Origin of the sequence: Pantoea sp. EKM10T (assembly GCF_011800685.1) — a bacterium.
Classification (GTDB): domain Bacteria; phylum Pseudomonadota; class Gammaproteobacteria; order Enterobacterales; family Enterobacteriaceae; genus Pantoea; species Pantoea agglomerans.
On sequence record NZ_JAALEU010000001.1, the window covers coordinates 66,771 to 79,957 of the forward strand.

Here is a 13,187-nt window from a genome sequence, read left to right on the forward strand (position 1 = left end):
CTATAAAGTTTTTAATACATGCATTTTATTAATCTTATTCCTGTCAGATGCACGGGGATTATTTAAATCAGCGTCAGATATTATCAGATCTAAAACTATCAGAGGCTGACCCTTCTTAATTCGCTTCAGACCCACTCATAAAGCGCGTTACTTCAGGGGTAAATGCCTGTATAATGGGGCCGAATTAATAGGTTAACCTGTTGATTCAGAAAGAATTATCACCCTACCGTGACGCCTGGGAAGGCGACAAAGAGGAAGCTCAATGAGCGAAAAGTTACAGAAAGTCTTAGCGCGTGCCGGTCATGGCTCGCGTCGTGAAATCGAATCAATGATTGCCGCTGGCCGTGTCAGCGTCGACGGCAAGATCGCCACCCTGGGCGACCGCGTTGAAAGCAGCAAATCTCTGAAAATCCGTATTGATGGCCATCTGGTCTCGATTGCTGAATCAGCAACCGAAGTTTGCCGCGTGCTGGCTTACTACAAACCAGAAGGTGAACTCTGTACCCGCAGCGATCCTGAAGGGCGCCCAACGGTATTTGACCGTCTGCCTCGTCTGCGCGGTTCACGCTGGATTGCCGTTGGCCGTCTGGATGTGAACACCTGTGGTCTGATGCTCTTCACCACTGACGGTGAACTGGCGAACCGCCTGATGCATCCGAGCCGTGAAGTGGAACGTGAATATGCGGTGCGCGTCTTTGGTCAGGTCGACGATGATAAAATTCGTCAGCTGAGCAAGGGCGTTCAGCTGGAAGATGGCCCGGCTGCCTTTAAAACCCTGAAATTTGGCGGTGGAGAAGGGATCAACCAGTGGTACAACGTGACTCTGACCGAAGGACGTAACCGTGAAGTGCGTCGTTTATGGGAAGCGGTCGGCGTGCAGGTCAGTCGTCTGATGCGTGTTCGCTACGGCGATATCACCTTGCCAAAAGGCCTGCCACGCGGTGGCTGGACCGAACTGGATCTGCCTGCGGTTAACTACCTGCGTAACCTGGTGGAGATGGATGATGAAACGGTTACCAAACTGGTGGTCGAAAAAGATCGTCGTCGCACCAAAGCGAACCAGATTCGTCGTGCCGTGAAACGTCACAGTAAAGTGAGCAGCACCCCACGTGCACCACGCCGCAATCCGGGCAGCAAACGTAACTCCGGTTAATCACGTTGCCCGATCGCTAAAAACGCAGCCCCAGGGCTGCGTTTTCTTTTTCTGTTACCAGTCAATTCCCTGCTGAGCCTGTATCCCGGCATCAAAAGCGTGCTTAACCGGCCGCATCTCAGTCACCGTATCCGCCATCTCAGTCAGGCTGCGATGACAGCCACGTCCGGTAATGATGACGCTCTGATGCGCCGGGCGCTGTTGCAGGGCCGCTATCAGCTCTTCCAGTGGCAGATAATCCATGCTGACCATATAGGTGATTTCGTCGAGCACCACCAGATCCAGCTGCTCATCGGCCAGCATCCGTTTTGCATGCTGCCACACCGCCAGACAGGCGGCGGTATCCGTTTCGCGGTTCTGCGTATCCCAGGTAAAGCCGGTTGCCATCACCTGAAATTCAACACCGTGCTGTTCCAGCAGGTTTCGCTCGCCATTCGGCCAGTCACCTTTAATGAACTGGATAGCCGCCACGCGTTTGCCATGACCGGTGGCGCGGAGTGCGGTGCCAAAGGCCGCAGTCGTTTTGCCTTTGCCATTGCCGGTAAAGACCATCAGGATGCCACGAACCTCCGTGGCTGCAGCAATACGCGCATCTACCTGTTCTTTTAACCGTTGCTGACGCTGTTGATGACGATCGTCAGCCATTATTCAGCGGCTCCCGGTTTTCTGCCTGGCTGGGCATCAAAGCTGATCCCGGTTTTGCGACGGCTGTCATCACCCATCAGATAAAGGTAGAGCGGCATCAAATCGGCAGGGGTTTTCAGCTTATTGGCATCTTCCTGCGGGAACGCGCTGGCACGCATTTTGGTTCGCGTCCCGCCCGGATTAATACAGTTCACCCGCAGCGACTGGTTCTTATACTCATCAGCCAGTACCTGCATCATGCCTTCGGTAGCAAATTTAGAGACGGCGTAAGCCCCCCAGCCCGCGCGACCGGTACGGCCCACGCTGGAGGTGGTAAACACCAGTGAACCGGCATCAGATTTTAACAGCAGCGGCAACAGCGCCTGCGTCAGGAAGAAGGTGGCGTCCAGGTTGATGTTCATCACCTGCTGCCAGACCTGTGGGTCGAGCTCAGCCAGCGGCACAATCTCACCGAGGATACCGGCGTTATGCAGCACGCCGTCAAGACGCGGAAACTGCTGTGCCAGCTGTTCTGCCACCTGCTGACAACGTTCCGGTGTCGCTTCGGCCAGATCGAACACCACAGTGTGAGCAGGACAGAGATTGAGTTGATTGATCGCCTGTTCGACCTGCTGAAGCTTCTCAGGGTTACGGCCCATCAGGATCACTTCTGCGCCATAGCGGGCATAAGTCAGCGCCGCTTCCCGGCCAATGCCATCTGAAGCGCCAGTGACCAGGATAATGCGATGATTGAGCAGGTCGCTTTTCGGTTGATAATGCACAGCGGGGTCCTCCAGCGAAAACAGCATGATTCCGCTTTATGCCTGAATTTACGAATGGGCGCAATCGCCAACCCACGCATTCTGTGCCAGCTGCTGGCATTTCAGGCGACGAAGCGGGGCAAAACGGCTAAACTGGCGAACTGTTTTTGATTCTCAGTTTACTAAGGCGACCTATGGATTTTATTTCAACGTATGGACTGTTTTTAGCGAAAGTGGTGACACTGGTGGTTGCCGTCGCTGTGATTGTCATGATTGTGATGAATGCCGCGTTACGCAAACGGGCACAAAACGGTCAGCTTCGACTGACTCATCTGGATGATGACTATCAACAGATGAAAGAGGATTTGCAGCTGGCAAAAATGAAGCCTCAGGCACAAAAAGTCTGGCTGAAAAATCATAAGAAAAGTGAAAAGCTGAAAGCCAAAGCGGAAAAGCAGGCGGCGAAGCAGGGGCAGACAGACAGTGCGAAGCCCACGCTCTATGTACTCGATTTCAAAGGCAGCATGGACGCCCATGAGGTGACCTCACTACGTGAAGAGATTTCAGCCGTGCTGGCTGTGAAACAGCCTGGCGATGAAGTGCTGCTGCGTCTTGAAAGCCCTGGTGGCGTGGTTCATGGCTATGGCCTGGCAGCCTCGCAGCTGCAGCGTCTGCGCGATCAGGGTCTGCGCATCACGGCGGCCGTGGATAAAGTGGCGGCCAGCGGCGGTTACATGATGGCCTGCGTAGCCGATCGTATTGTGGCGGCACCTTTCTCGATTATTGGCTCCATCGGCGTGGTCGCGCAGATCCCCAATTTCAACCGCTTGCTGAAACGGAACGATATTGATATTGAGCTGCATACCGCCGGACAGTACAAGCGCACGCTGACGCTGTTTGGTGAAAACACCGAAGAGGGACGTGAGAAATTCCAGGAAGATCTCGACGAAACGCACCTGCTGTTCAAGCAGTTTGTCCACCAGATGCGCCCGTCACTCGACATCGATCAGGTGGCAACCGGTGAACACTGGTATGGCCGCCAGGCGCTGGACCTCGGCCTGGTTGACGAAATCGGCACCAGCGATGATCTGATCATCCGTCAGATGGATAAGTTCAGCGTGCTCGGCGTGCATTATGCCCGCCGCCGTAAGGTGATGGATCGCTTTACGCAGAGCGCCGGCTCGGTGGCAGAGCGCCTGCTGCTGAAACTCTGGCAGCGCGGCGAAAAGCCACTGCTCTGATGATGCGAAACCCGGCCTGCGCCGGGTTTTTTCATTCCAGGTGGTAGAGCGGCGACAGCACCACGGCAAGGTGTTTGAACACGTTAAACACCGCCGTGGTTTTAGCCGTCGGCACTCCATCGGCATCGAGAAAAAACGGTCCGCCAAATACCAGCACTTCTCCCTGCTGAATCACCTCATCCGCCTGCATTCCCGCTAAATAATCATCATGTTCTTTGATCAGCGCATTGGCCTTTTCCAGCAACGCCTGGCGGGAAATAGCCTGAGTTGAACTCTGCATTTATTGACTCCTGTTTGACAGTACTCCAATCCTTTCTATATTACTGGCGAGTCACAGGGTGTGACAAATCGGTGTAATCGATGAAAACCTGGCGTAAGTCCGGGCTGAGTGCTAATTAAGTTGCGTAACAGATTTTATCAGGTAGAGTGTGGGCGATTCCGATTTCAGGGATTTTGCACCAGGATGTGCGATGAGTTCAGATAGAAAAAGCACTCTTTATCATGCAGTTGCATAACGCCACATCATCTGATCTGAGATTGACCCCTCCGCCTTGAAATGTTAAACAGGCGCAGCAATATTGAACCCATTGGGTTTTTGGGCATCCAATCCTCTCCCGTTAAGCAGGATGTTTTCATTAGGTAAAGGTAAATATGGGTAAAGCACTCGTTATTGTTGAGTCCCCGGCAAAGGCTAAAACAATCAATAAATACCTGGGTAGTGATTACGTGGTTAAATCCAGCGTGGGTCATATCCGGGATCTGCCGACCAGTGGTTCAACCGCGAAGAAAAGTGCTGACGCCTCGACAGATAAGAAAGTCAAAGACGCTTCGACTGACAAAAAAGTCAAAAAAGTTAAAAAAGATGAGAAGGCCGCACTCGTCAGCCGCATGGGTGTTGACCCCTATCACGGCTGGGAAGCGGACTATCAGATTCTGCCCGGCAAAGAGAAAGTGGTTGCCGAACTGAAGGCGTTAGCCGCCAATGCTGACCACATCTATCTCGCAACCGACCTTGACCGCGAAGGGGAAGCCATTGCCTGGCACCTGCGGGAAGTGATTGGTGGTGATGACTCGCGCTTCAGTCGCGTCGTGTTTAACGAAATAACCAAGAATGCGATTCGTCAGGCGTTTGAAAAGCCGGGCGAACTGAATATTGATCGGGTGAATGCTCAGCAGGCGCGTCGCTTTATGGATCGCGTGGTGGGCTACATGGTCTCGCCACTGCTGTGGAAAAAGATCGCTCGTGGTCTCTCTGCCGGACGTGTGCAATCCGTTGCCGTTCGCCTGGTGGTGGAACGTGAACGTGAGATTAAAGCTTTTGTTCCCGAAGAGTACTGGGAAGTTAATGCCGCGCTGACCACGCCGAAAGGCGATGAGCTGTCGATGGACGTGACGCACAAAGGCGATAAAGCCTTCCGTCCGGTCAACCGCGACGAGACGTATGCCGCCGTCGCGCTGCTGGAAAAAGCACGCTATGAGATCGTGGATCGTGAAGATAAGCCGACCAGCAGCAAGCCGGGCGCGCCTTATATCACCTCGACACTGCAGCAGGCTGCCAGCACCCGTCTCGGCTTTGGCGTCAAGAAGACCATGATGATGGCTCAGCGGCTGTATGAAGCGGGCCACATTACTTATATGCGTACTGATTCGACCAACCTGAGTCAGGATGCGGTCGCCATGGCGCGTGGCTATATCGAAAGCAATTTCGGTAAAAAGTATCTGCCTGAAAACGCCATAACTTACGCCAGCAAAGAGAACTCCCAGGAAGCGCACGAAGCGATTCGTCCTTCTGATGTGGAAGTGGTGGCGGAAAAGCTGAAAGATATGGAAGCGGATGCGCAGAAACTCTATCAGCTGATCTGGCGTCAGTTTGTTGCCTGTCAGATGACACCAGCAAAATATGACTCCAGCACCATTACTGCCGCCGCCGGTGATTTCCGGCTCAAAGCGAAAGGCCGTATTCTGCGTTTCGACGGCTGGACCAAAGTGATGCCTGCGCTGCGTAAGAATGATGAAGATCGTACGCTGCCTGCGGTAAGCGTGGGTGATGTTCTGGACCTGCAGCAACTGCTGCCCGGTCAGCACTTCACCAAGCCACCGGCGCGCTTCAGCGAAGCGTCACTGGTGCGCGAGCTGGAGAAGCGCGGAATTGGTCGTCCATCCACCTACGCCGCCATTACCTCGACGATTCAGGATCGTGGCTACGTACGGGTTGAAAACCGCCGTTTTTATGCGGAAAAAATGGGTGAAATCGTCACCGATCGTCTGGAAGAGAACTTCCGCGAACTGATGAATTATGATTTCACCGCCCGCATGGAGAGCAACCTTGACCAGGTTGCCAATAACCAGGCGCAATGGAAAGCGGTACTCGACCACTTTTTCACCGATTTTACCCAGCAGCTTGAACTGGCTGAGAAAGATCCTGAAGAGGGCGGGATGCAGCCGAACCAGATGGTGCTGACCTCGATTGACTGCCCGACCTGTAGCCGTCCGATGGGGATTCGAACTGCCAGTACCGGCGTCTTCCTGGGCTGTTCCGGCTATGCGCTGCCGCCTAAAGAGCGCTGCAAACAGACCATCAACCTGATCCCGGAAAATGAAGTTCTCAATATTCTGGAAGGGGATGATGCTGAAACCAACGCCCTGCGTGCCCGTCGTCGCTGCCAGAAGTGTGGTACGGCCATGGACAGCTACCTGATCGATAACGAACGTAAACTGCATGTCTGCGGTAATAACCCGGAATGTGATGGTTACGAGATTGAGAAGGGCGAATTCCGCATCAAAGGCTATGACGGCCCGGTAGTGGAGTGCGAGAAGTGTGGTTCGGAGATGCACCTGAAGATGGGACGCTTTGGTAAGTACATGGCGTGTACCAATGAAGAGTGCAAAAACACCCGCAAGATCCTGCGCAGTGGTGAAGTTGCACCGCCGAAAGAGGATCCGGTTCCGCTGCCAGAGCTGGCGTGTGAGAAGTCAGATGCTTACTTCGTGTTGCGTGACGGTGCGGCGGGCGTTTTCCTCGCGGCCAACACCTTCCCGAAATCACGCGAGACGCGTGCGCCGCTGGTGGAAGAGCTTCAGCGCTTCAAAGATCGTCTGCCTGAGAAGCTGAAATATCTGGCCGATGCGCCAGCAGCCGATCCGGAAGGCAACAAAACGCTGGTGCGGTTCAGCCGCAAGACCAAACAGCAGTATGTCTCCTCAGAAAAAGAGGGCAAGGCAACCGGCTGGTCGGCCTTCTATATAGATGGCAAATGGCAGGAAGCGAAAAAGTAATCCCTGAAGGCCAGCGCTCGCTGGCCTTTTTCTGAGCCTTATATCAATCCGTTCTACTCTCTCACTTAAACTGATATAGTTGTTATAGCATTTCCGACCTTTCCTGATGCATAGCATCTTTTTACCCTCGCGACTATACGTCAACCGGGGATGCGACTCTGTAACTTACCGGGATGGAATAGATATGAAATTACAGCAGTTGCGCTATATCGTTGAAGTGGTCAATCACAATCTCAACGTCTCTTCGACGGCGGAAGGTCTCTACACCTCTCAACCCGGCATCAGTAAACAGGTGCGTATGCTGGAAGATGAACTGGGCGTGCAAATCTTTGCCCGCAGCGGTAAACATCTCACCCAGGTCACGCCTGCAGGGGAAGAGATTATCCGTATAGCGCGTGAAGTTCTCTCCAAAGTGGATGCGATTAAATCGGTAGCCGGTGAACACACCTGGCCTGATAAAGGCTCGCTCTATGTCGCAACCACGCACACTCAGGCTCGCTACGCGCTGCCTGGTGTGATCAAAGGATTTATTGAGCGCTATCCTCGCGTCTCTTTGCACATGCATCAGGGTTCTCCAACTCAGATCGCCGAAGCCGTCTCCAAAGGTAATGCAGATTTTGCCATCGCCACCGAAGCCCTGCATCTCTATGACGATTTAATCATGCTGCCGTGCTACCACTGGAATCGGGCGATTGTGGTGACTGCCGATCATCCGCTGGCAGGAAAAGGGCAGGTCACCATTGAGGAGCTGGCCGAATATCCCCTTGTGACCTACACCTTTGGCTTTACCGGGCGTTCAGAACTGGATACGGCTTTCAATCGTGCAGGTTTAACGCCACGCATCGTCTTTACCGCGACCGACGCCGACGTAATCAAAACTTATGTCCGCTTAGGCCTAGGGGTTGGCGTTATCGCCAGCATGGCAGTAGATCCGGTGGCCGATCCTGACCTGATTCGCATTGAAGCCGCCGATATCTTTACCAACAGCACCACTAAGATTGGATTCCGCCGCAGCACCTTCCTGCGCAGCTATATGTATGATTTTATCCAACGTTTTGCACCGCACCTGACGCGCGATGTGGTAGATACTGCGGTTGCGTTGCGCTCCAATGAAGACATTGAAGCGATGTTTAAAGATATCAAACTGCCGTTTAAATAGAATTTAACCTCCCCGCGTAAACATAAGGCTGCCTGGTGCAGCCTTTTTTGTCTCCAGGCTTTAGCGCCAAATGAGACTCAAAAGTTTTTATGATTTTTTTGTAAATGAAACATTGATCACATGTTTCCTCATCGGGCTTTCTTAAATGCGAATTACAACACATTTTTAACTATGTCACTTTGCGGCTTGCCAGGAATATTCCCATACTCCAGTTAAGAGCTAACGTGGGAAGCCAGTAAACATAAGGTTCTTAAGTGTTATCTATAGTTTTGAGTGGATCTGTTTTTAAATTAACTCAAATTTTTTAGCGGGTTTTTTAATTAAATATTAGTTCCGGTATTAATGATTTCTTACGTTACCTGGGCTCATTGATTAATACCGTTAATCGTTGTACTCAATAAAAATAACTGGATTTTTGGCCTTAACGCGTTTAGGATTCCTCCTAAATCTTAATCGATGTTATCAATCATTTTGTTGAGAGTGATTATCAAAAACTATGAATACACGACTGACTGTACAACCGGGTTTCCCGGCAAAAAGCACCAAGGTTGAGCGTACCGGCAACACTCGTCGCAAAGCCTGGTTAACCGTATTCGCTGCCTCTGCGCTGTTTTGGGTAGTTGTCGCGTTAATGATTTGGCGTATCTGGGGCTAAAGCCATGTGGGCAAATACACTCAGCCATAAACGTTCCCTGACCTCGGGTCAGCACAAGACGGTCTCCTGTAAAGGAAAAGAACCCCTTGCAAAGGACGAAAAAGTGTCTATCCCCGATTCATGGGATTTGAGTGATAACCAGAGACTTTTTATTGAGTCGTTTCTGGACCCTAAAAACAAATAACGTTGTCAGACCATTTCTTCGTCACTGTTCTTTTATAACCGGAGTTTCCGGTGGGCCTTTAAATGCCCTCACCACATCCTGTACGACCAAAGGGTGTCGCCTCTTTCTATAAGGTGACCGCAAAAACTTTTACGCCCGATTCCGGCGAAGGAGTGAACCAAATGAATATTATTAAAATGTCCTGGCTCAGCGCGTATGCATTCTCCTTTGCGTTCTGGTCTGCGGCGGTGTGGATAACCCTGTAATTTGAATTAAAATCACCTTTTCATGATGCCTCGTGACTTCACGGGGCATTTTCGTTTGCGATCGATTGTAGCAATTTGTGTTGTAATCAAAACGTTAACGAAATTGTGGTCTATCTTTAACATAAACCTTTGTCTCTCTGAGGTTTAAAGACCATGAATGAAAGGAGGAGCTATGTCGTCTACCCTACGCGAGCAGAGTCAGGAAGTACTGCAGGTCGACACCAAAAAATATCACATCTTCAGTCTTCCCCATGCTGCTCAACACCTTGGCAATATTGATCGCCTGCCAAAATCCCTTAAAGTCCTGCTGGAAAATTTACTGCGCTATCAGGATGGTGACTCTGTTACGACGGAGGACATCCAGGCACTGGTTGACTGGCAAAAAGATGCCCACGCCGATCGTGAAATTGCCTACCGGCCAGCCCGTGTATTAATGCAGGACTTTACTGGCGTGCCTGCGGTGGTCGACCTTGCGGCGATGCGAGAAGCAGTGAATCGGCTAGGCGGCGATGTGGCGAAAGTTAATCCGCTGTCACCGGTTGATCTGGTTATCGACCACTCGGTGACTGTCGACCATTTTGGCAATGATGACGCGTTTGAAGAGAACGTCCGGCTGGAGATGGAGCGAAACCATGAGCGCTACGTCTTTCTCCGCTGGGGCCAGAAAGCGTTTGATAAATTCCGCGTGGTGCCGCCGGGAACCGGTATTTGCCATCAGGTGAACCTGGAATATCTCGGCAAGGCAATCTGGCATGAAACCGTTGATGGTGAAGAGTATGCCTGGCCCGATACCCTGGTCGGTACGGACTCTCACACCACCATGATCAACGCGCTTGGCGTGCTGGGATGGGGAGTAGGGGGAATCGAAGCCGAAGCCGCCATGCTCGGTCAGCCTGTCTCAATGCTTATCCCGGATGTGGTGGGTTTCAAACTCACCGGCAAATTGCGGGCCGGCATTACGGCAACCGACCTCGTGTTAACCGTCACCCAGATGCTGCGTAAGCATGGCGTCGTCGGTAAATTCGTTGAGTTTTATGGTGATGGCCTGGCCGATTTGCCGCTGGCGGACCGCGCAACCATCGCCAATATGGCACCAGAGTATGGCGCGACCTGCGGATTCTTCCCGGTTGATGACGTCACGCTGAGCTACATGACCCTGACCGGACGCGATGCCGAACAGGTAGCGTTAGTGGAAGCCTATGCCAAAGCGCAGGGGCTGTGGCGCAATCCTGGCGATGAGCCGCGTTTTACCAGCACTCTGGCGCTGGATATGAACGAGGTGGAATCGAGTCTCGCGGGACCAAAACGTCCGCAGGATCGGGTGTCGCTGGGCGATGTGCCGGCTGCGTTTGATGCCAGCAATGAGCTGGAAGTGAATCAGGCGCAGAAACCCCATAAAAACGTTGAGTATACCGACAGTGATACCGGGCTGACGCATAAGCTGACCGATGGGGCGGTGGTGATCAGTGCGATTACCTCCTGTACTAACACCTCCAACCCCAGCGTCCTGATGGCGGCCGGTTTACTGGCGAAGAAAGCGGTCGAGCGGGGTCTGAAACGTCAGCCGTGGGTCAAAGCCTCGCTGGCACCCGGTTCTAAAGTGGTTTCAGACTACCTGGCCGTCGCGCAACTGACCTCTTATCTCGACGAGCTGGGCTTTAATCTGGTTGGTTATGGCTGCACCACCTGTATCGGTAACTCCGGCCCGCTGAAAGATGAGATCGAGTCTGCGATTAAAGCCGGCGACCTTACGGTGGGTGCTGTGCTGTCCGGCAACCGCAACTTTGAAGGCCGTATTCATCCGCTGATTAAAACCAACTGGCTGGCGTCGCCGCCGCTGGTGGTGGCCTATGCGCTGGCGGGTAACATGAAGATCAACCTGCAGACCGAGCCGCTGGGCCACGATCGTCAGGGCCAGCCGGTATACCTGAAAGATATCTGGCCTTCGCCGGAAGAGATCGCCACGGCCGTGCAGCAGGTCACCAGCGACATGTTCCATAAAGAGTACGCTGAAGTCTTCGACGGTACGCCAGAGTGGCAGGAGATTAAGGTGAGTGAAGCCGCGACTTACGACTGGGATGAGGGATCGACTTATATTCGTCTGTCGCCTTTCTTTGACGATATGGAGAAAGAGCCTAAGCCGGTGCAGGATATTCGCGGTGCGCGAGTGCTCGCCATGCTGGGCGACTCGGTCACCACTGACCATATTTCACCGGCGGGCAGCATCAAAGCGGAAAGTCCGGCCGGACGGTATCTGCTGTCACACGGCGTGGAGCGTACAGACTTCAACTCCTATGGTTCACGTCGCGGTAACCATGAAGTGATGATGCGCGGCACGTTCGCCAACATCCGTATCCGCAATGAAATGGTGCCAGGCGTGGAGGGTGGTTATACCCGACACTACCCAAGTGGCGAACAGCTGGCCATCTATGATGCGGCAATGAAATATCAGGCGGAAGGCGTGCCGCTGGCGGTCATCGCGGGTCTTGAGTATGGATCTGGTTCAAGTCGCGACTGGGCGGCGAAAGGACCACGTCTGCAGGGGGTCAGGGTAGTGATTGCGGAATCTTTTGAGCGTATTCACCGCTCAAACCTGATTGGGATGGGCATCCTGCCACTGGAGTTTCCGCAGGGCGTGACCCGCAAAAGCCTGGGGCTGACCGGTGAGGAGCGCATTGACGTGGAAAATCTTCAGGCACTGACGCCTGGCTGCAACGTTAAAGTGACGCTGACCCGTGCTGACGGCAGTAAGGAAGAGCTGGACACTCGCTGTCGCATCGATACCGGTAATGAGCTGACCTATTACCGCAATGACGGCATCCTGCACTACGTTATCCGCAATATGCTGGACTGACAAAAAAGCCGGGTTTGCCCGGCTTTTTTATGTGGCTTACAACGTCTGTAATAAGAAGCTGTGAGACCGTGGCTGCACAGGAACACGGTCAGATCGGAAAGACGCAAAAGCCGTCATCCACGACATGCTCGTCCCGCGCAATTACGCACCTCATTCCTGAAGTGCGCCCGTACCGGGCCAACGCTTTGCGTTGTTCAAAAACGCTCCCGGCGTTTTTATCCGGGCGGCGGGACGCTTTCCTCTTCTGACCGTGCCCCCTGCGCGTTGAGCTAATCCGTTGCTTCAGGATTCTCTCAGATTTGGCTTCTTCAAGGGTCAGATGCCAGTGAATCCCAGCTTATTTATGACTTCGGCAGCAGATGCCCCATCTTTTCCGCTTTCGTATCCAGATAGTGCGCATTCTTCGGATTACGTCCCACGACCAGCGGCACGCGTTCAACAATGTTGATCCCGGCTTCGCTGAGGATCTCCACTTTACGCGGGTTATTGGTCAGCAGTCGCACTTCATTGACGCCCAGCAGTTTGAACATATCGGCGCACAGCGTGAAGTCGCGCTCATCGGCGGCAAAGCCCAGCTGATGGTTCGCTTCTACCGTGTCATACCCTTTGTCCTGCAACGCATAGGCGCGGATCTTATTCAGCAGACCGATGTTACGGCCTTCCTGACGGTGATAGAGCAGTGCGCCGCGACCCTCTTCTGCGATGGCATTGAGGGCGGCTTCCAGCTGAAAACCACAGTCGCAACGCAGGCTGAAGAGTGCATCGCCGGTCAGGCATTCAGAGTGAACGCGCGCCAGTACCGGCTCGTTATCATTAATATCGCCAAAAACCAGTGCAACGTGGTCATGTCCGGTTGCCAGTTCTTCAAAACCAACCATCAGGAAATCTCCCCATGGCGTGGGCAGTTTGGCTTCTGCCACCCGTTTAAGCTGCATGTGACTCTCCAGAACCTTCAGAGGATGCACTATCATCATGATAGTGCACAGGCCAGTGTGGCCCGACAAACGTGCAATATTGTGCCACAACCCGCAAGCG

Annotated in this window: 10 protein-coding genes; 6 read left to right on the forward strand and 4 right to left on the reverse strand. The window is 53.1% G+C overall.

Features of this window, described 5'->3' with window-relative positions; translation table 11 throughout:
• The first annotated feature begins 262 nt into the window (after positions 1 to 262).
• Positions 263 to 1,153 carry a 23S rRNA pseudouridine(2605) synthase RluB gene (gene rluB / locus HFD95_RS00335; RefSeq protein ID WP_010670251.1) on the forward strand — a complete coding sequence of 297 codons (891 nt, stop codon included), beginning with the start codon at positions 263 to 265 and terminating at the stop codon, positions 1,151 to 1,153.
• A 54-nt stretch (positions 1,154 to 1,207) separates the two neighbouring features.
• On the opposite strand, the gene cobO is transcribed toward rluB, so the two are convergent.
• Together cobO and HFD95_RS00345 are read right to left on the reverse strand one after the other, a co-directional pair.
• Complete coding sequence (gene cobO / locus HFD95_RS00340; protein ID WP_010670250.1) at positions 1,208 to 1,798, reverse strand: cob(I)yrinic acid a,c-diamide adenosyltransferase; 591 nt, start codon at positions 1,796 to 1,798, stop codon at positions 1,208 to 1,210.
• Positions 1,798 to 2,559: a YciK family oxidoreductase gene (locus tag HFD95_RS00345; protein WP_010670249.1), complete on the reverse strand. Its 762-nt coding sequence runs from the start codon at positions 2,557 to 2,559 to the stop codon at positions 1,798 to 1,800. The genes cobO and HFD95_RS00345 overlap by 1 nt, the downstream gene beginning before the upstream one ends.
• A 173-nt stretch (positions 2,560 to 2,732) precedes the next feature.
• Between HFD95_RS00345 and sohB the strand changes: the two genes are divergently transcribed.
• Complete coding sequence (gene sohB / locus HFD95_RS00350) at positions 2,733 to 3,779, forward strand: protease SohB (RefSeq protein ID WP_010244469.1); 1,047 nt, start codon at positions 2,733 to 2,735, stop codon at positions 3,777 to 3,779.
• A 31-nt stretch (positions 3,780 to 3,810) separates the two neighbouring features.
• On the opposite strand, the gene HFD95_RS00355 is transcribed toward sohB, so the two are convergent.
• The gene (locus HFD95_RS00355; RefSeq protein WP_167429690.1) at positions 3,811 to 4,059 is read right to left on the reverse strand and encodes a DUF2498 family protein; all 249 of its coding nucleotides are present in this window, start codon (positions 4,057 to 4,059) and stop codon (positions 3,811 to 3,813) included.
• A 371-nt stretch (positions 4,060 to 4,430) separates the two neighbouring features.
• On the opposite strand from HFD95_RS00355, the gene topA reads away from it, so the two are divergent.
• The 4 genes from topA to acnA all read left to right on the forward strand — a co-directional run bounded on the left by topA (position 4,431) and on the right by acnA (position 12,152).
• The gene (gene topA, locus HFD95_RS00360; protein WP_010244475.1) at positions 4,431 to 7,055 is read left to right on the forward strand and encodes a type I DNA topoisomerase; all 2,625 of its coding nucleotides are present in this window, start codon (positions 4,431 to 4,433) and stop codon (positions 7,053 to 7,055) included.
• A gap of 184 nt (positions 7,056 to 7,239) precedes the next feature.
• The gene (gene cysB, locus HFD95_RS00365; protein WP_003853865.1) at positions 7,240 to 8,214 is read left to right on the forward strand and encodes an HTH-type transcriptional regulator CysB; all 975 of its coding nucleotides are present in this window, start codon (positions 7,240 to 7,242) and stop codon (positions 8,212 to 8,214) included.
• A 496-nt stretch (positions 8,215 to 8,710) separates the two neighbouring features.
• Complete coding sequence (locus tag HFD95_RS00370) at positions 8,711 to 8,869, forward strand: YmiA family putative membrane protein (RefSeq protein WP_071778593.1); 159 nt, start codon at positions 8,711 to 8,713, stop codon at positions 8,867 to 8,869.
• 601 nt (positions 8,870 to 9,470) lie between these two features.
• The gene (gene acnA / locus HFD95_RS00375; protein ID WP_167429691.1) at positions 9,471 to 12,152 is read left to right on the forward strand and encodes an aconitate hydratase AcnA; all 2,682 of its coding nucleotides are present in this window, start codon (positions 9,471 to 9,473) and stop codon (positions 12,150 to 12,152) included.
• Positions 12,153 to 12,493: 341 nt separating this feature from the next.
• On the opposite strand, the gene ribA is transcribed toward acnA, so the two are convergent.
• Entirely contained in the window at positions 12,494 to 13,087 is a 594-nt protein-coding gene (gene ribA / locus HFD95_RS00380) for a GTP cyclohydrolase II (protein ID WP_010244482.1), read from the reverse strand.
• Between the last annotated feature and the right edge of the window lie 100 nt (positions 13,088 to 13,187).

Bases quoted from the DNA above. Each gene is read 5' to 3' on its own strand.
- rluB (WP_010670251.1), top strand. From the start codon at position 263: ATGAGCGAAAAGTTACAGAAAGTCTTAGCGCGTGCCGGTCATGGCTCG.
- cobO (WP_010670250.1), bottom strand. From the start codon at position 1,798: ATGGCTGACGATCGTCATCAACAGCGTCAGCAACGGTTAAAAGAACAG.
- sohB (WP_010244469.1), top strand. From the start codon at position 2,733: ATGGATTTTATTTCAACGTATGGACTGTTTTTAGCGAAAGTGGTGACA.
- HFD95_RS00355 (WP_167429690.1), bottom strand. From the start codon at position 4,059: ATGCAGAGTTCAACTCAGGCTATTTCCCGCCAGGCGTTGCTGGAAAAG.
- topA (WP_010244475.1), top strand. From the start codon at position 4,431: ATGGGTAAAGCACTCGTTATTGTTGAGTCCCCGGCAAAGGCTAAAACA.
- cysB (WP_003853865.1), top strand. From the start codon at position 7,240: ATGAAATTACAGCAGTTGCGCTATATCGTTGAAGTGGTCAATCACAAT.
- HFD95_RS00370 (WP_071778593.1), top strand. From the start codon at position 8,711: ATGAATACACGACTGACTGTACAACCGGGTTTCCCGGCAAAAAGCACC.
- acnA (WP_167429691.1), top strand. From the start codon at position 9,471: ATGTCGTCTACCCTACGCGAGCAGAGTCAGGAAGTACTGCAGGTCGAC.
- ribA (WP_010244482.1), bottom strand. From the start codon at position 13,087: ATGCAGCTTAAACGGGTGGCAGAAGCCAAACTGCCCACGCCATGGGGA.